The organism is Labrys sp. Lb11, from assembly GCF_057554225.1.
On sequence record NZ_BAAJOT010000002.1, the window covers coordinates 537,764 to 554,580 of the forward strand.

The 16,817-nt window shown below is 70.8% G+C and carries 16 protein-coding genes; 11 read left to right on the plus strand and 5 right to left on the minus strand.

Going from position 1 to position 16,817, the window contains the following annotated elements; translation table 11 throughout:
- Positions 1-283 precede the first annotated feature (283 nt).
- Positions 284-520 carry a hypothetical protein gene (locus AC27L4_RS07705; protein WP_487141500.1) on the plus strand — a complete coding sequence of 79 codons (237 nt, stop codon included), beginning with the start codon at positions 284-286 and terminating at the stop codon, positions 518-520.
- Positions 521-585: 65 nt separating this feature from the next.
- Positions 586-1,416 carry a class I SAM-dependent methyltransferase gene (locus AC27L4_RS07710; RefSeq protein WP_487141501.1) on the plus strand — a complete coding sequence of 277 codons (831 nt, stop codon included), beginning with the start codon at positions 586-588 and terminating at the stop codon, positions 1,414-1,416.
- A 34-nt stretch (positions 1,417-1,450) separates the two neighbouring features.
- On the opposite strand, the gene AC27L4_RS07715 is transcribed toward AC27L4_RS07710, so the two are convergent.
- Both AC27L4_RS07715 and AC27L4_RS07720 read right to left on the minus strand, forming a co-directional pair.
- The gene (locus tag AC27L4_RS07715) at positions 1,451-2,242 is read right to left on the minus strand and encodes an ABC transporter ATP-binding protein (RefSeq protein WP_487141502.1); all 792 of its coding nucleotides are present in this window, start codon (positions 2,240-2,242) and stop codon (positions 1,451-1,453) included.
- A complete protein-coding gene (locus AC27L4_RS07720) occupies positions 2,226-3,044 on the minus strand; it encodes an ABC transporter permease (RefSeq protein ID WP_487141503.1) in 819 nt (272 codons plus the stop codon). The genes AC27L4_RS07715 and AC27L4_RS07720 overlap by 17 nt, the downstream gene beginning before the upstream one ends.
- Before the next feature lie 104 nt (positions 3,045-3,148).
- Between AC27L4_RS07720 and AC27L4_RS07725 the strand changes: the two genes are divergently transcribed.
- Genes AC27L4_RS07725 through AC27L4_RS07765 form a run of 9 tightly spaced genes read left to right on the plus strand, consistent with a single transcriptional unit; the run spans position 3,149 to position 11,225 of the window.
- The gene (locus tag AC27L4_RS07725; RefSeq protein ID WP_487141504.1) at positions 3,149-4,330 is read left to right on the plus strand and encodes a hypothetical protein; all 1,182 of its coding nucleotides are present in this window, start codon (positions 3,149-3,151) and stop codon (positions 4,328-4,330) included.
- Between the two features lie 7 nt (positions 4,331-4,337).
- Complete coding sequence (locus tag AC27L4_RS07730; protein WP_487141505.1) at positions 4,338-4,622, plus strand: acyl carrier protein; 285 nt, start codon at positions 4,338-4,340, stop codon at positions 4,620-4,622.
- Positions 4,623-5,840, plus strand: coding sequence for a beta-ketoacyl-[acyl-carrier-protein] synthase family protein (locus tag AC27L4_RS07735; protein ID WP_487141506.1), 1,218 nt, complete (start codon positions 4,623-4,625; stop codon positions 5,838-5,840). It begins immediately after the preceding gene.
- Complete coding sequence (locus AC27L4_RS07740) at positions 5,837-6,241, plus strand: hypothetical protein (RefSeq protein ID WP_487141507.1); 405 nt, start codon at positions 5,837-5,839, stop codon at positions 6,239-6,241. Before AC27L4_RS07735 ends, AC27L4_RS07740 begins: the two co-directional genes overlap by 4 nt.
- 2 nt (positions 6,242-6,243) lie before the next feature.
- A complete protein-coding gene (locus AC27L4_RS07745; protein WP_487141508.1) occupies positions 6,244-6,642 on the plus strand; it encodes a MaoC family dehydratase in 399 nt (132 codons plus the stop codon).
- Entirely contained in the window at positions 6,639-7,436 is a 798-nt protein-coding gene (locus tag AC27L4_RS07750) for an SDR family NAD(P)-dependent oxidoreductase (protein WP_487141509.1), read from the plus strand. The genes AC27L4_RS07745 and AC27L4_RS07750 overlap by 4 nt, the downstream gene beginning before the upstream one ends.
- 28 nt (positions 7,437-7,464) lie before the next feature.
- Complete coding sequence (locus AC27L4_RS07755) at positions 7,465-8,601, plus strand: glycosyltransferase family 2 protein (protein WP_487141510.1); 1,137 nt, start codon at positions 7,465-7,467, stop codon at positions 8,599-8,601.
- Complete coding sequence (locus AC27L4_RS07760; RefSeq protein ID WP_487141511.1) at positions 8,598-9,848, plus strand: glycosyltransferase family 2 protein; 1,251 nt, start codon at positions 8,598-8,600, stop codon at positions 9,846-9,848. The genes AC27L4_RS07755 and AC27L4_RS07760 overlap by 4 nt, the downstream gene beginning before the upstream one ends.
- 18 nt (positions 9,849-9,866) lie before the next feature.
- Positions 9,867-11,225 carry a glycosyltransferase family 2 protein gene (locus AC27L4_RS07765; protein ID WP_487141512.1) on the plus strand — a complete coding sequence of 453 codons (1,359 nt, stop codon included), beginning with the start codon at positions 9,867-9,869 and terminating at the stop codon, positions 11,223-11,225.
- 45 nt (positions 11,226-11,270) lie between these two features.
- Here the strand turns inward: AC27L4_RS07765 and AC27L4_RS07770 are convergent, their stop codons facing one another.
- From AC27L4_RS07770 to AC27L4_RS07780, 3 genes are all read right to left on the minus strand, one after another.
- Positions 11,271-12,803, minus strand: coding sequence for a phosphomannomutase/phosphoglucomutase (locus tag AC27L4_RS07770; RefSeq protein WP_487141513.1), 1,533 nt, complete (start codon positions 12,801-12,803; stop codon positions 11,271-11,273).
- The gene (locus AC27L4_RS07775) at positions 12,800-14,218 is read right to left on the minus strand and encodes a mannose-1-phosphate guanylyltransferase/mannose-6-phosphate isomerase (RefSeq protein ID WP_487141514.1); all 1,419 of its coding nucleotides are present in this window, start codon (positions 14,216-14,218) and stop codon (positions 12,800-12,802) included. The genes AC27L4_RS07770 and AC27L4_RS07775 overlap by 4 nt, the downstream gene beginning before the upstream one ends.
- Positions 14,219-14,339: 121 nt before the next feature.
- A complete protein-coding gene (locus AC27L4_RS07780; RefSeq protein WP_487141515.1) occupies positions 14,340-16,808 on the minus strand; it encodes a glycosyl hydrolase 2 galactose-binding domain-containing protein in 2,469 nt (822 codons plus the stop codon).
- Between the last annotated feature and the right edge of the window lie 9 nt (positions 16,809-16,817).

Sequence of the window (16,817 nt, forward strand, 5' to 3'; positions counted from 1 at the left end):
TGCGAGAGGAGCGCGAATGGAGCAGAGTCGTCCCGTGGTTCGAGGTCATCGACGCCACCGCGGGATTTGAAGGAAGCAGCTTGCGCCGCGTTACCCACGCTAAAGCGCCACGGCCATGGCCGTGGGCTCCCGAACACGAGGGCACATCATGACTCGTCGTAACTTCGCGTCCCCCCCGATTTTCCCCCGCTCCGTATCCTGTCGGATGTCTCGCGCCTGACCGGCCGCCTTCCATCCCTATCCGGAACAGACGCCGGCCCTGCCGGCGGCGGGAAAATCTGACATGTCCAATCCCTACCAGTCCGACGCCTACATCATCGAGGTCCGCGGCCAGACGGCCGGCATCGTCGCCCGCGATGGGCGGACCTTCCGCTTCCATGCCTCCGATCGTCGCTTCAACCCGATCGACGGCATGACCTTCGCCTCGCCGCGTGCAGCCGAACGGGCCGCTCGCGACCTGCTCAAGCCGCGCCGCCGCGAATCGATCCACGGCAAGATCGGCGGGTTCCTGACCGCTTGACGGCGTTGCGGCGGCGCCGTCGCCATGGCAACACAGGGCTCCTGCCCCGCGCATGAGGCCCTGCCATGAGCGTCGCCGTCCAAATCGCGGAATCCCTGACCGAGCAGGCGACCCATCACGCCGGCACGTTCGGGGACCGCGTCCTGCAGCGGCTCGAGGAGTTGATCGGATCGCGCTTCGAGCGCACGCTCGAGACCGGCTGCGGCAAGAGCACGATCTTCTTCTCGCGCACGGCCCGGCAGCACCTGTGCTTCGCCCTCGACGACCGGTCGCAGCGGGACTCCAGCGTCGCCTTCGTCGAGGCCAGCCCGCTGTTCCGTCCCGAGGCCTGCCGCTTCGTCTTCGGCCCGACCCAGGCGACCCTGCCGCGCTCCGAACTGGCGGCGGCCGGCCCCTTCGACGTCGTGCTGCTCGACGGGCCGCACGGCTACCCCTTCGTCGAGCTCGAATATTATTTCCTCTATCCGCATATCCGCCCCGGCGGCCACCTCATCGTCGACGACGTGCATATCCCCACCATCGGCCGTTTCGCCGACTTCCTGTTCGAGGATCCGATGTTCGAGCTGGTCGAGACCGTCTCGACCACGGCCCTGTTCCGCCGCACCGAGGCGCCGCTGTTCGATCCGTTCTCGGACGGCTGGTGGACGCAGCCCTACAACCGCCGCCGCGTCAGCCCGGACAAGGGTGACATCCACCTGGGCGACAGGCCGCCGCAGGACTTCTTCACCTCCCAGAACCTCGACCATCTTCTGACGGCAGGGCGCCTTGCCGTCCATCTCGGCGAGCCGCCGCGAGGCGCCCGCCCGTCCGCCGAGCCGGAGCCTGTCCCCGAGCCCGAGCCTCCCCCGCCCCGCTCCGGGCTCGTCGCACGCCTTGCAGCGGCGATCCGAGGGTGAGCCCGAGGCGCCGCGGTCGAGCCGGCGCCGGCGCTCAGTTCATGAAATGGAAGCGGTTCGGATCGTCCGGCTCGTCGACCAGCGCCTGGCGATAGGCGGCGAGCGTCGGCTCCGGCGGGCCGTCCGCCCGGATCGCGCCGCGGTCGATCCAGATGGCGCGATCGCAAAGGCTGGCGACCTGTCCGGCGTCATGCGAGACGAACAGCAGCGTGCCGCGCTGGCGGAAGCTGCGGATCAGCATCTGGCAGCGCTGGCGGAAAGCCTCGTCGCCCACCGCCAGGGCCTCGTCGACGATCAGCACGTCGCCGTCGGCATGAGCGCAGACCGCGAAGGCGAGCCGTGCCCCCATTCCACTGGAATAGAGCTTCACCGGCTGGTCGAAGAAGTCGCCGAGACCGCAGAGCTCTTGGATCGCCTCCATCTTCGCCGTGACTTCGGCGCGCCTGAGGCCGAGGATCGCGCCGGACAGATAGGCGTTCTCCCGGCCGGTCAGCTCGTAGTCGAAGGCCGCTCCCAACGCCAGCACCGGCGCGATGCGTCCCTCGACCTGGACCGTGCCGACGGTTGGAGCCGTGATGCCGCAGATCACCTGCAGCAGGGTCGACTTGCCCGAGCCGTTGCGGCCGATGATGCCGACCGCTTCGCCCTTGGCGATGGAGAAACTGATGTCCCGCAGCGCCCAGTACTCGTCGTAGTAGCGTCTCTTGCCACCGAGGAAGACCTGCTTCACCTGGTCGATCGGCCGGCGATAGAACTGGTAGGCCTTGCCCAGGCCCTCGCAGCGCACCGCCAGGTCGCCGGCGCCGGGCTCAGATGATGTCGACAAGGATGGTCTTCTTTCGCATGAACAGGGTGCGGCCGAGATAGAACACCGCCAGCGACGCCGCGAAGGCGGCGACATAGGTCGCGGCGTCCGGCAGCTCGCCGCGCAGCAGGATGGCCCGCAGCATCTCGATGATCGCCGTCAGCGGATTGGCATAGAGCAGCCAGCGCCAGCCTTCCGGCACGTTGGCCACTTCGTAGAACACGGGCGTGGCGAACATCGCCACCGGGATGATCGAGATGATCAGGTGGTTGAGGTCGCTGGTCAGCGCGCCGATGGTGGACAGGATCCACACCACGCCCAGCAGCGTCAGGCACAGCGGCAGCAGCACGAAGGGCAGCGCCAGCCAGGACCAGTGCATCGTCTGGTTGATCAGGATCTGCCCGGCCAGCAGCACCGCCAGGGCGATCGCCGCATAGACCAGCGCCCGGGCCACGGCGATCCAGGCCAGGATCTGCGGCGGGAAGATCGAGCGCCGGATGATGTGCTTGTGCTCGGCCAGCAGCAGCGGCGAACGATAGGCGATCTCGGCGAAGAGGTTGAACACGATCAGCCCGGCAAAGATCGAGAAGGCGTAGTCGAACCGCCCGCCCTGGCGCGCCGCGTCCAGCTTCAGCGCGCCGGAGAACACCAGCGTGTAGACCGACAGCATCGCCAGCGGCGCCAGGATCGCCCAGGCCCAGCCGAACACCGAGCCGCGGAATCGCACCTGCAACTCACGGGTGAGGATGGCGCGAAACAGCTCCCTATGCCGCCAGGCGTCGGCAAACGGCTGGAGCGCTGCGGAGGAGGGTTGAAGCAACAAGCCGGTCTCGGTTAAACCGCGGGGAGCCATAGCGAAACAGCCCTGTTCGGACAAGAGTCGCACGCGGCGCCTCCTCCCGGCTGCCCCTGCAGAGACCAGACCGAATGCCGCCGATCCTCGCCCAAGTCTCGACGGACGCCGAGCTTGGCGAGTTCATCGCCCTGCCGCGACGGCTCTATGCCGGCGTGCCGTCCTATGTCCCCCCGCTCGACCACGACCGCCGCCAGCTCCTCGACCCCGCTGCCGGCGCCTTCCACACCCACGGCCGCGCCGCCTACTGGATCGCGCGGCGGGACGGGCGGGCCGTCGGCCGCATCTCGGCCCAGATCGACGACCTCGCCGCCGGGCCGATGCACGAGGGCGTCGGCTGCTTCGGCTGCCTCGACGCGATCGACGACGCCGGCGTGGTCGCCGACCTCCTGGGCACGGCCGAGGCCTGGCTGGCCGCGCAGGGCCGGCGAATCGCCCGCGGCCCCTTCCTGCTCTCGATCAACGGCGAATCGGGCCTGCTGCTCGAAGGCCAGGACCGGCCGCCCATGGTGATGATGCCCTGGCATCCCGCCTATCTCGCCGCCCATGTCGAAGCCGCCGGCTATCGCCTGGCCAAGACGCTCAATTCCTACGCCTTCGACAACCGCAGCGGCGATCTCGCCCGCCGTCTGGCCGGCCTGCACCTGGAGCGCCGGCGCGCCGGCTTCACCGTCCGCGACATGCGCATGGACCGCCTGGCCGAGGATGCGGAGGCCGCCAGGGCCCTGTTCAACGGCTCGTGGGCCGGCAACTGGGGCTTCGTTCCCGTCTCCGCCGTCGAGATGGCGGCGCTGATCAAGGCGTTCCGGCCGCTGCTGAAGCCCGAATACGGCGTCTTCGTCGAGAAGCAGGGCGAGCTGGTCGGCTTCGCCCTGTTCCTGCCCAACCTGTTCGAGATCGCCGGCGACCTCGGCGGCGCCCCCTCGCCGCTCGGCTGGGCCAGGCTCGCCTGGCGCGCCTGGCGCGGCCGCTTCACCGGCGGACGGGGCGTGCTGTTCGGCGTCGCCGCGCGCATGGTCGGCTCGGTTTCCGGCGCCAACGTCGCGCTGCTCCTGGTTGACGAGTTGATGCGCCGGGCGCAACGCACAGGTGTGCAGGACCTCGAATGCGGTTGGATTCTCGACGATAATTATGCCATGACGAGCGTTGTCCAGTGGCTGGGCGCCACATTCACGCGCCGCTTCGGCGTCTTCGAGAAGACGATCCCGACGGTTCCGACAGAAGAATGGGCCGCGCCACGGGGACACCAACCCTAGGGACACCATGCCGACTCTCTCCAAGGACGATATCCTAGCCAACCCGCAGCAGGTCTATGAGCAGGTGGTCGATCTGATCGTCTCCGAAGGCATGGTCGAGCGTGAGAAGGTGACGCCGGATGCCACGTTCGAGACGCTGGGCCTCAAGTCGATCGACATCGTGATGATCCTCACCGCCGTGGAGGAGAAGTTCGACGTCTACATTCCGATGGACGGCTCGATCGCCGAGGCCAAGGACCTGAAGTCCTTCATCGACGGCGTCATCCGGCGGATCGCCAGCGAGCAGAGCTAGGTGCGTCGACGCGTTCTCATCACCGGCGCCGGCGCGGTCACGGCCGCGGGCCTGGGTGTCGAAGCACTGTGGCGGGCGGCGCGCGACGGCGTCAGCGCCGTGGGCCCGCTCGACCTTGCCCGGCCGCTCAAGAGCAACATCCGCATCGGCGCGCGCCTCGCCGCCTTCGACCCCGCCGCCCATATCGAAGCCTCGGTCCTGCCCTTCTGCGACCGGTTCAGCCAGTTCGCTCTCGTCGCCTGCGACGAGGCCCTCGGCCAGGCCGGCCTGCCGCGCGGCGAGCGGCTCGGTCCGCGCACCGCCGTGATCGTCGGTACCGGCATCGGCGGCGCCGAGACCATCGAAGCCGGCATCCACAACGCCTATGTCACCGGCCAGCGCGTCGATCCCTGGAGCGTGCCGCGGCTGATGCCGAATGCCGCCGCCTCCCAGGTCAGCGCCCGCACCGGCGCCCAGGGGCCTTCCTTCGCCGTCTCCAGCGCCTGCGCCTCGGGCGCGCAGGCCATCGGCATCGGCGCCCAGATGGTACGGGCCGGGCTGGTCGACCGCGCCGTCGTCGGCGGTGCGGAGGCCTGCATCACCGCCTCCGGCATGAAGAGCTGGGAGGCGCTGCGCGTGCTCTCGCCGGATTTCTGCCGCCCCTTCTCCAGGGACCGCAACGGCATGGCCCTCGGCGAGGGCGCCGCCATCTTCGTGCTCGAGAGCGAGGACGTGGCGGCCCGGCGCGGCGCCGCGCCCCTGGCCGAGCTCATGGGCTACGGCACCACCAGCGATGCCGGCGACATCGTCCGCCCGGACGCGGCCGGCGCGGCCGCGGCGGCCGCGGCGGCGCTGCGCGACGCCGGCCTCGATGCCGACGCCATCGACTATGTCAACGCGCACGGCACCGGCACCATCGCCAACGACGCAGCCGAGGCGGCGGCGATGCGCCAGGTCTTCGGCGAGCGGCTGGCCGCCATCCCCGTCTCCTCGACCAAGCCGATCCACGGCCATGCGCTCGGGGCGGCCGGCGCGATCGAGCTGGCGGTGACGCTGGCGGCCTTGCGCGAGGGCGTGGCGCCTCCGACCGTCAACTGGACCACGCCCGATCCCAAATGCGAGCTCGACTGCGTCCCAGGCGCGGCGCGGCCCTGGCCGATCCGCGTCGCCATGTCGAACTCCTTCGCGTTCGGTGGTATCAACGCCGTCCTTGTGCTGGCGAAGGTCGAGGGCGTGTGAGCGAAGCATCCGGGACGTTGGCAACCCTGCATATCGGGCCGATCGAGGCCAGGATCGAGCCGGAGGCCGTGGCAGCCTATGCCGCCGCCACCGCGATCGACGGCGCCGCCAGGGATGACGGCCTGGTGCCTGCGACCTTCCCGGCGATCTGGCTGTGGCATCCCGAGGCGCAGGCGGCGGTGGCCGAGACCGCGGCCGGCGGCAAGGCGCCGGTGCTGACGGCGCAGCGCTTCGCCTATCGCCGGCCCCTGCGCATCGGCGAGGCCTACCGCTTCGAGATCGACCGCCGTGCCGACGCCGCCGATCCCGACGCCTTCGTGATCGAGGCGGTCGTGCATGCGCCGGACGGCGCCGTCGCGGCCGAGTTCGCCGCGTCCTACCGCCTGTTCGCCCAGGCCTGACCATGAGCAGCTTCGCATCCGGCGACCTGCTGCCGCCCCTGCGCATCGGCCCGGTCACGGCCGAGCGCGTGCGCGCCTTCGCCGAGGTCTCCGGCGACCGCAACCCGATCCATGTCGATCCGGAAGCTGCGCGGCGCATCGGCCTCGGGGCGGCGCCGGTGCACGGCATGCAGCTCGTCGCCTTCATGCACGAAGCGGCCTGCCGCCTGCGGCCGGGCATCGCGGTGACGGCCCTTTCGACCCGCTTCCTCGCCCCGGTCGCGGTCGGCGACAGCGTCGAGATCTCCGGACGGATCGTCAAGGTGGAGGGCACGAGCGCCATCCTGCGCCTGTTCCTGCGCGACGGCGCCGGCACGCTCGCCAGCATCGGCGAGGCGACGCTGGTGGCGGCAGGCTCGTGACCCGGCGCGTCATCCTGATCACCGGCGCGACCAGCGGCATCGGCCGCGCCCTCGCCCTCGCCTATGCCGGACCGGCCTGCGAGCTGCGCCTTGTCGGGCGCAATGCGCAGCGCATGGCCGAAGCGGCCGGCCTCTGCGCCGCCGCGGGGGCCGCCGTCGAGACCGCCCTCGTCGACATCCGCGACCGGGAGGCCCTGGCCGAACGGCTCCTGGCCTGGGACGCGGCCCGGCCGACGGACCTCGCCATCGCCTGCGCCGGCATCACCTCGGGCCTGGGCGCCGGCCGCGATCTTGAAGCGCCGCAGGCCGTGCGCGCCGTGCTGGCGGCCGACCTCGTCGGCGTGCTCAACACCGTCGAGCCGCTGCTGGCGCCGATGTCCGCCCGCGGCCGTGGCCATATCGCCATGGTCGGCTCCCTCGGCGGCCTGCGCGGCCTGCCCTCCTCTCCCGCCTATTCCGCTGCCAAGGCCGCGGTCCACGCCTATGCCGAGGCGATCCGGCCGAAGCTGCGCCGCCATGGCGTCACGGTCAGCATCATCGCCCCCGGTTTCGTCGAAACCCCGCTCAACCGCGATATCGTCGCGCCACGGCCACTCCAGGTCAGCGCCGACAGGGCCGCAACCATCATTCGGCGCGGCCTCGATCGCGGCCGGCCGATGATCGCCTTTCCCTGGACGCTCTACGCCGGTCTCAAGCTTCTCGGCCTGCTGCCGCCCCGGATCGGCGATTCCATCCTTGACCGGCCGGGCATCGAGGTTCCAGAAACGCCGGAGCGGGCGCAACCTATACGATGAGTTTTCAGAGGGCCGAAACGGTAGCAGCATGACGATCATCTTCCATATCGCCGCGCTCTGGTGGTGCATCCTGATGGCCATCCTGGTCGGCTCGGCGATCCTGGCGCTGGCCCAGCCGTTCCTGGCCCGCCGCCGGGCGAAGAACGCCCAGATGCCTCCGGTGTCGATCCTGGTGCCCCTGAAGGACAACATTCCGGGGCTGTCGGCGGCGACGAGCTCCATCTTCAACCAGCGCTATCCCGCCTTCGATGTGACCTTCTCCTCCGTCGACGAAAGCTCGCCCGCCATCCGGACGGTGCTCAGGGTCACCAAGGATCGCCCCGCCCTGGTCCGCCGCACCCTGCCGGCCGCCGGCATCGCCAACCCCAAGGTCGCCAACCTGGTCGAGCCGATCGCGACGGCGACCCACGACCATCTCCTGCTCAAGGATGCCGCCACCCGCCTGCCGGTCGGCGGCCTGAGGGCGATGATGCGCTCGCTCGGCCCGGGCGTCGGGCTGGTCTGCGCCGTGCCGATCGCCCGCGGCGCCAAGGGCTTCCTCGCCCGCACCGAGCAGGCGATCGTCAACACGCTCGGCGCGCGCTTCCTGCTGGCGGCGTCGGCGCTCGGACTGAATGTCGGCATCGGCGCCGCCATGCTGGTCCGGCGCAGCGACATCGCCCGGGCCGACGGCCTGGATGCCATGGCCAAGTCGGTCGCCGACGACCACGCCCTCGCCAAGGCACTGAAGGCCGTCGGGCTCCGCACGGCGCTGGCCGACATCACCGTCGACCAGACGCTGGAGCGCCGCAGCCTGCCCGCCATCCGCGAACGCCATCGGCGCTGGGCCCTGTGCCGCCGCCGCGAGGCGCCGCCGGTGTTCTTCGTGGAACCGTTCATCGGCGCCGTCGCCGCCTGCGTCGCCGGTGCCCTGGGCGCTCCGGCCTTCGGCTCGTCGCCGTCGACCATGGTTCTCCTGACACTGGTCGCCTGGGTGGTCGTGGAGACCGGCCTCGCCCTGCTCAAGCGCTGGCCGGCTTCGGCCTGGACGCCCCTGGCGATCCTGGCACGCGAGGGGCTCATGCCGACCTTCTGGTGGGCGGCGCTGAAGGCTCGCGGCGACGGCTGGGGCGAGCCGACCGAACCTCGCATCCGCCTGGCGCCCGGGCAGCATCCGGCTCCATGATCCTCGCGACCATCGACGCGGCGGGCCTCGCCGCCGCGCTGGTCCTCCTGGCCGTGCTGGCGCAGCACCTTGTCCTGGTCCGCCGCGGCGCGGCGGCCGGCGCCGCCCTGCTCGAGGCGCCGCCGCCACGCCTCGATCGTGCCGACCTGCCGGCGGTGCTGGTGCAGATCCCGGTGTTCAACGAGCCGGGCTCGGTGGCCGGAGCGATCGAGGCGGCGGCCGCCTTCGACTGGCCACGCGACCGTCTCGTCATCCAGCTCCTCGACGATTCGACCGACGATACCGGCGCCGTCGCCGCCGCGGCGATGGCCCGCCTGCCGCCGGGCGGGCCGAGGATCGAACACCTGCGCCGGCGCGAGCGCAGCGGCTACAAGGCCGGAGCGCTCGCCGCCGGACTGGCCCGCTCCGATGCGCCCTTCGTCGCCGTCCTCGACGCCGATTTCCGCGCCCCGCCCGACTGGCTGCGCCGTGCCGTCGGCCTGCTGGACGCCCATGCCGACGCCGCCTTCGCCCAGTTCCGCTTCGAGTTCGCCAATCGCGACCACAACTGGATGACACGCGTCCAGCAGCTCACCGTCGACGCCCACTTCCTGGCCGAACAGCCCGGCCGCATGGCCGGCGGCGGGCCGTTCCAGTTCAACGGCACGGCGGGAGTGTGGCGCCGCGCCGCCATCGAGGACGCCGGCGGCTGGTCGTCCGATACCCTGGCAGAGGATCTCGACCTCGCCATCCGTGTCTTCGCCCGCGGCTGGGGCGCCAGGCTGGCGCTGACCCCGCCGGTCCCTTGCGAGGCCCCGGCCGACGTCGCCAGCTGGCGCATCCAGCAGCAGCGCTGGTCGAAGGGCTTCGTCCAGGTCGCACTCAAGAGCCTGCCGCGCATCTGGCGCGCCGCCTGGCCGCTGCGGGTGCGGCTCGAGGCGACCGGACTGGTCTGCCTGCAGCTGGCGCTCCCCTGCTTGCTGGTCGCGGCGACCGCCCTCGGCCTCGACGGAGCGATTCGCGGCTTCGGCGCCGCCCACGGCTTCGTCCTGCTCGCGGCAGCGGCGATCGGCACGCTTTTCGCCGTGGCGCTGACCTGGCCGTCCTACCGGCGCTTGCGCCGCGGCGGCTTCCTCCGCTACGCGGTCACTCTCGCATCGCTGCCGCCGCTCTTCGCATATCTGGCGGCGGCCAATTCCGCGGCGATCGTCGCGGCCGCCTTCAAGGGCGAGCAACATTTCGTCCGGACACCCAAGACCGGACGCTGACGGATCGGATAGCCTGACGTGTCGACCTTCTTCGTGATCCTGGCCTGGATCGGCCTCGTCCTCGGCGCCCTGTCCCTGGTCGGCTGGATCGTCACCGTGGCGTCGACGCTCGCCATGCTCTACCTTCTGGCCCGGCATTGGCGGCTGCGTCCCGCCGGCCTGGCGGACGAGGCCGGGCGGCTGGCCCAGCCCCTGCCACCCGATGCCGGGCTGCCCGACGTCGTGGTGCAGATCCCCACCTTCAACGAAGGCACGATGGTGGCGCGGGCCCTCGCGGCGGCCACCGCGCTCGACTGGCCGCGCGCGAAGCTGCACATCCAGGTGCTCGACGATTCGACCGACGACTCCGTCGGCATCGCGCGGGCCGAGGTCGAGGCGTTCCGCGCCCGCGGCTTCGATGTCGTGCTGATCCACCGCACCGACCGCTGGGAGTTCAAGGCCGGCGCCCTCGCCAACGCCATGACGATGACGCCGCACGGCTATTTCGCCATCCTCGACGTCGACTACGTGCCGGCGCCGGATTTCCTGCGCCGGACCATGGCCTGCCTGCTGGCCGAGCCGCAGCTCGCCTTCATCCAGGCGCGGTTCGACTATCTCAACGCCGGCGCCAACGACCTGACGCGGGCGCAGGCCGTGCTGCTCGACGCGCATCTGGCCATCGAGCAGGCGACGCGGAGCTGGGCCGGCCACCCCATGCCGTTCAACGGCACCTGCGGCGTCTGGCGACGCGAGGCGATCGAGGAAGCCGGCGGCTGGCACGGCTCGACCCTGGCCGAGGATCTCGATCTGTCCTACCGGGCCTGGCGGCTGGGCTGGCGCGGACGCTTCCTGATGACCGTGCCGGTGCCGGGCGAGCTGCCTGAGACCATGCCGGTGTGGAAGACACAGCAGCGCCGCTGGGCCAAGGGATTCGGCGAAGTGACGATCCGCACCCTCGGGCCGATCCTCGCCGATGCCCGCCTGCCCTGGCGCAGGCGGCTCGCCGCGCTGCTGCATCTGGGCGTATGGTGGTCGGGGCCCGCATGGGCTCTGGCGCTGCCGGCCGGGATCGCGGCAATCCTGCTCCATCCGCCGCTGTTCTGGTCGCTCGGCCTCCTGCTGATCGCCCAGATCGTGATCGGCTATCTCACGCTGTTCGTGTTCCTCTGGGCCGGCCAGTTGTCGCTGCGGCCGAACACCGCCTCGCCGCGCCGGTTCCTGCCGGCCTTCCTGATCGTGTCCCGCAAGCTGTTCGCTCTCGGCGGCACGGTCGGCGCGGCCCAGCGCGAAGCGATCTTCCGCAAGCGCAGCGAGTTCGTGCGCACGCCCAAGAACGCCGGCGGCCCCGATGCCGCGCACGCGCCGCCGGAGCGCCGGACCGGAGCGGCAGGGGGATGACGCCGAACCGCCGGCGAGGCATCGCCCCGCCGGCGGTTCGATCGGTCAGATCGTCTGGTTGTAGGCCCCGACTTCCGGGTTCTCGCGGATCACGGCGTCGAGGTCATGGAACATCGCCCGCTTCTTGTCCTCGGACACCGGGCTTTCGACCACCACCACCAGTTCGGGCTTGTTGGAGGAGGCGCGCACCAGACCCCAGGTGCCGTCCTCGGTGACGATACGCACCCCGTTGACGGTGATGAGGTCGACGATGCGATTGCCGGCCATCGACTCGCCCGCGGCCTGCCTGGCGCGGACGCGCTCGATCACACGCTCGATCACGCCGTACTTCACCTCGTCGCCGCAATGGGGCGACATGGTCGGCGAGCCATAGGTCTTGGGCAGGGCGCGATAGAGGTCGGCCATGCTCCTGCCGGGGTTGCGGTCGAGCATGTCGAGCACGGCGATGCCGGTCACCATGCCGTCGTCATAGCCGCGGCCCACCGGCGCGTTGAAGAAGAAGTGTCCGGACTTCTCGAAGCCCGCCAGGGCCTTCAGGTCGCGCACCCGGCGCTTGATGTAGGAGTGTCCGGTCTTCCAGTAGTCGGTGACGACGCCCCGCTCGGCCAGAACCGGATCGGTCTGGTAGAGGCCGGTCGACTTGACGTCGACCACGAAGGTCGAGCCGGGATGCAGCGAGGACAGATCCCGCGCCAGCATCACGCCGATCTTGTCGGCGAAGATCTCCTCGCCCTCATTGTCGACGACGCCGCAACGGTCGCCGTCGCCGTCGAAGCCCAGGCCGACATCCGCCCCGTGCGAGCGCACCGCCGCCGCGATGGCATGGAGCATCTCCATGTCTTCGGGGTTGGGATTGTAGCGCGGAAAGGAATGGTCGAGCTCGCAGTCGAGCGGGATCACCTCGCAGCCCAGCGCTTCCAGGATGCGCGGCGCGAAGGCGCCGGCCGTGCCGTTGCCGCAGGCCGCGACCACCTTGAGCTTGCGGGTGAGCCGCGGCCGGGTGGTCAGGTCGGCGATGTAGGTCTCGGCGAAGCCTTCGTGGAAGCGGTAGGAGCCGCCGCCGGGCAGGTCGTAGGCCCCGGCCAGAACGATCTCCTTCAGCCGCCCCATCTCCTCGGGGCCGAAGGTCACGGGCCGGTCGCAGCCCATCTTGACGCCGGTCCAGCCATTGTCGTTGTGCGAGGCCGTGACCATGGCCACGGCCGGGACGTCGAGGGCGAACTGGGCGAAATAGGCCATCGGCGACAGGGCGAGCCCGATGTCGTGCACCTTGCAGCCCGAGGCCATCAGGCCGTTGATCAGCGCCTGCTTGATCGCGGCGGAGTAGCCGCGGAAATCGTGCCCCGTCACCACCTCGCGCGGCCGTCCGAGCTCGGCCAGCAGCGTGCCGAGGCCCATGCCGAGCGCCTGGACGCCCATCAGGTTGAGTTCCGGCGGCACGCCGGAGGCGGGATGGCCGAACCACCAGCGCGCGTCATATTCGCGAAAGCCGGTCGGCTTGACGAGAGGGGTGGACTCGAACGCGGCCGTGTTCGGCGTCAGCGCGGACGCCGGCTTGGGAAAGGATGATGCGGTCACGATGCTGCCCGGTTGTAGACGTCTTCGATGCGGATGATGTCGTCTTCGCCGAGATAGCTGCCGCTCTGGACCTCGATCACCTCCAGCTCGATCTTGCCGGGGTTCTCCAGCCGGTGCACCGCCCCGGCCGGGATGAAGACCGATTCGTTCTCGTGCACGGTCTTGACCTGGGCCCCGACGGTGACGACCGCCGTGCCGCGCACCACGATCCAATGCTCCGAGCGATGCAGGTGCTTTTGCAGCGACAATTGCTCGCCGGGCCTCACCACGATGCTCTTGACCTGGTGGCGCGCGCCCTGGTCGAGGGACCGGAAGCTGCCCCAGGGACGCCGGGCCTCGCGATGCTCGAGCGTCAGGTGCTCCGCGGTCGACTTCAGCGTCTCGACCAGCTTCTTCACGCCGGCCGAATCGTCGCGCCGTGCGACCAGGACGGCATCCTCGGTGGCGATGACGGCGACGTCGTCGAGGCCGACGACCGATACCAGCGGTCCGTCGCTGGAGACGAAATTGCTGCGGGCGTTGACGAAGACCGCGTCGCCGCGCGCCGCATTGCCGGCCTCGTCCTGCTCGGTCAGCTCGTGGACGGCGCCCCAGGAGCCGACGTCGGACCAGTCGAAGCTCGCCGGCACCACGGCGATGCGCTTGGTCTTCTCCATCACCGCATAGTCGATCGAGCGCTTGCCGGCGCCCGCGAAGGAGGCCGCATGGATGTGCCGGACATGCCGATCCACCGCCGCCTCGCCCACGGCCGCCGCCACTGCCGCGGCGGTGTCCGGCTCGAAGGCCGAATATTCGCGCCAGAGCACGCCGGCCTGGAACATGAAGTTGCCGGCGTTCCAGAAGAAGCCGTCGCGCATATAGCGCGCCGCCGTCTCCGCATCCGGCTTCTCGACGAAGCGCTTGACGGCAAAGCCGCCCTGGGACAGCGCATCGCCCGGCTCGATATAGCCGAAACCGGTCGCGGGATGATCGGGAATGATGCCGAAGGTGGCGATATAGCCCGACTGCGCCACGGCCAGCGCGGCGCGGCAGGACGCGATGAACTGGTCGACGTCCCGCACCATGTGGTCGGCGGCCAGGGACAGGGCGACGGCGCTGTCGCCGTCACGGTCGGCGATGAACCGGGCGCCTGCCAGGATGGCCGGCCCGGAATCGCGGGCTTCCGGCTCCAGCAGCACGTCGGCCTCGGCGCCGATCGCTTCGAGCTGCTCGTCGACAAGGTGGCGGTGGTCACGGTTGGTGACGATCACCGGGCGCCCGAACAGGCCCGGCGCGGAGGCCCGCCTGAGGGTTTCCTGGAATGTCGAGGAGTCGCCGAAGAGCGGCAGGAACTGCTTGGGACGGCTGGCGCGAGAAGAAGGCCAAAGCCGGGTGCCGGAGCCCCCGCAGACGATCAATGGGACAATGACGTTCATACTTCCCCAATCTGGAATGAAAATCAGCAATCACGCGCCCGCGACGCCCACTATATTGCATCGCAACAAGGATATGGGCAACTCCCAAGTCGGACCTGAACCGAAAGCAGGCCCGGCGGGACTATGCGTCGCCGGCATGACCGGCGGATGTCGCCGTCGCCGTTGCATCGTACCGGGTTCCTCCGACCATGTTGATCGCCGCGACGTCCCCCCTGGGGGTGCGGACCGAACCGAAGCCGCGCGCAGCCGAGAGCCGGACGCGTTTTTCCCGCTTCGGCGCCAGATGGAACCAGTTTTCCTCCGGCCGGCCTGTCTCGTCGGTAACATGCGCGAACAGCAGGGCGCGCGGGCTGACGAGACGCAGGAACCAGCCCTGGTCGTCACGGTCCACGGCCGCGGACAGCTCGATGCGATGGCGGCCGATTCGCGCCTGCGGCAGCAGGTGGAAGGCTTCGGCCAGCGTCTCGCCGCCGTCCGATTCGAGCCGGGCGACGACGATGTCGTGGGCACAGGGACCGAACCGATAGGCATAGCCGGCGTCGAAGAAGGCACCGAACAGCTCGAACGCCGAAACCGTCAGCCCGCCGCGCGGCCCGACCTCGACCATGCGCCGGCCCGAGGCGACGGGCAGCGCCCCCTCGCGCAGGCATTCGAGCACCAGCCGGCCGGCCACGGCCTCGGCCCCCGCATTGACCAGATGCAGCTGCAGGCCGTTGACGCCCTCGTCCGAGATGATCAGCCGCAGCGGCGCGAAAGCCCGGCGCAGCGCATGCCAGGCCGATTTCGGCCGGCCGAACGAATCGACCACCCCCCAGCCGGCGCCGGGCCACAGATCCTTCCAGAACCAGACCAGGGCGCCGGCCGTGTTCGAGGCCGGCCGGCGCCACTCGTCGATGGTGCGCTCGGTCACTTCCACCGTCGTGGCGCGGGAGAGCGCGAGATAGCGCCCGGGATCCTCCAGCCGCAGGCGGCGGGCCTCGACGCTCCAGAGCGCCTCGAGGTAATGCTCGCGCGTGTCCTCGAAATCCCAGGAGGCGCCGGCGTCACGCGGCACCCGCTCCTTCCAGCGCGGATGGTGCACGGCCGGCGCGCCGAGGCCGTGCAGCGTCGGCTCTTCCGGCACATGGGCGAAGGCCAGGCATTCGGAGGCGAAGCGCACATCGGCGCGCCGCGCATCCTCCAGCGGCCGACAATAGGCGCCGACGCCGTAATAATGGGTCGGGCCGCCGCCGGCGAGGAAGGGCAGCACGCCGCCCGAGGGCGAGGACGGCACGTAGACGGCATCCGGCCGGTGCTCCGCCAGCAGGTCCGGCAGCACGGCGTCGAACAGGGGGCTCGACCAGCGCGCCGCCGGCAGGCCGAGCATGGCCGCCTGCTGGAACACCTCGCTGCCGCCGCACAGCACGGCCAGCGCCGGTGATGCGCCGATGCCGTCGAGGAGGCCGGCGATCTCGCGCCGGACCGAGGCAAGAAACGCCTCGTCGGCGGCCGGGTAGTCGAAATTGGCGAACATCGCGTCCTGCCAGACCAGGATGCCCAGTTCGGCGCAGAGCTCGAAGAAGGCCGGCGCCTCATAGGCCATGGTGCCGCCGACCCGCAGCATCGCGACGTTCGCCGCCTTGGCCAGCGCCAGCTCGCGTGCATAGACCTCGCGCGAACAGGGCAGGCCGACGATGTCCGGGCTGGTCCAGCAGGCGCCGCCGCAGAACAGGCGCACGCCGTTGACCAGCAAGGCGAAGCCCTGTCCGTCGGCGCCGCGGTCGACGGACAGGCTGCGGAAGCCGACGTGGCCGAGGTCGAGCCGCACCGCGCCGATCCGCGCCTCGACGTCGTAGAGGCGCGGCGTGCCGAGCGTGTGCGGCCACCAGCGCTCGACCCGCGGGATCGTCAATGTCGCGACCAGGCCCCCGTCGCCCTCGCGCCGCATCGGCACGCTCTGCCCGCCGCAGGACAGCGTGACAGGGCCGTCCGGGACGTGCCCGGCCAGGGTCAGCATCACGTCGAGGCGTCCGTCATCGCCCGCCAGGGCGGCGGCGATCCGGCGCTGTCCGACGCGCAGCGTCTCTTCAGCCAGCAGTTCCACCGGCCGCCACGGCCCCACCGCATGCACCGGCGGGCACCAGCCGGGCACGTGACCGAGCAGGGTGGTGCGCACCAGGCGCAGCCGCTGCTCCGGGATCATCCGCGGCTTCCAGCGCGCCCGCGGCCCCGTCGCGGCCTGCAGCGCGGTGTCGAGGCTGCGGAAGGCGATGTGGAGCCGGTGCTCGCCTGCCAGCTCGACCGCGACCTCGTGCACCTCGAACATGCTGCGAGAGGCCAGGACCGGCGTATCGTCGAGCCAGGCCTCGGCAATGGTCGCAAGCCCGTGGAAGCGCAGGACATGGCGGCCGCGGCCGGAGAGCCGGGTGCGGTACCAGACATCCTTGTCGTGCAGCGGCTCGGGCCGATCGAGGCTCCAGCGCCCGGCGGCCTGCAGCGCCGCGGCGGCCGTGCCGGGCACGCAGGCCGGCAGCCATTCGGCGGCGCCGGCGTCCTCGGGCCGCCCGAATGCGCCGGCCGCCGACAGCGCCAGCTCCCAGCTCTCCGCCATCCCGGGATT

What these genes read in the sequence shown, in the direction of transcription:
- AC27L4_RS07755 (WP_487141510.1), top strand. Translation starts at nt 7,465, where the DNA reads ATGACGATCATCTTCCATATCGCCGCGCTCTGGTGGTGCATCCTGATG.
- AC27L4_RS07725 (WP_487141504.1), top strand. Translation starts at nt 3,149, where the DNA reads ATGCCGCCGATCCTCGCCCAAGTCTCGACGGACGCCGAGCTTGGCGAG.
- AC27L4_RS07730 (WP_487141505.1), top strand. Translation starts at nt 4,338, where the DNA reads ATGCCGACTCTCTCCAAGGACGATATCCTAGCCAACCCGCAGCAGGTC.
- AC27L4_RS07710 (WP_487141501.1), top strand. Translation starts at nt 586, where the DNA reads ATGAGCGTCGCCGTCCAAATCGCGGAATCCCTGACCGAGCAGGCGACC.
- AC27L4_RS07775 (WP_487141514.1), bottom strand. Translation starts at nt 14,218, where the DNA reads ATGAACGTCATTGTCCCATTGATCGTCTGCGGGGGCTCCGGCACCCGG.
- AC27L4_RS07745 (WP_487141508.1), top strand. Translation starts at nt 6,244, where the DNA reads ATGAGCAGCTTCGCATCCGGCGACCTGCTGCCGCCCCTGCGCATCGGC.
- AC27L4_RS07780 (WP_487141515.1), bottom strand. Translation starts at nt 16,808, where the DNA reads ATGGCGGAGAGCTGGGAGCTGGCGCTGTCGGCGGCCGGCGCATTCGGG.
- AC27L4_RS07760 (WP_487141511.1), top strand. Translation starts at nt 8,598, where the DNA reads ATGATCCTCGCGACCATCGACGCGGCGGGCCTCGCCGCCGCGCTGGTC.
- AC27L4_RS07705 (WP_487141500.1), top strand. Translation starts at nt 284, where the DNA reads ATGTCCAATCCCTACCAGTCCGACGCCTACATCATCGAGGTCCGCGGC.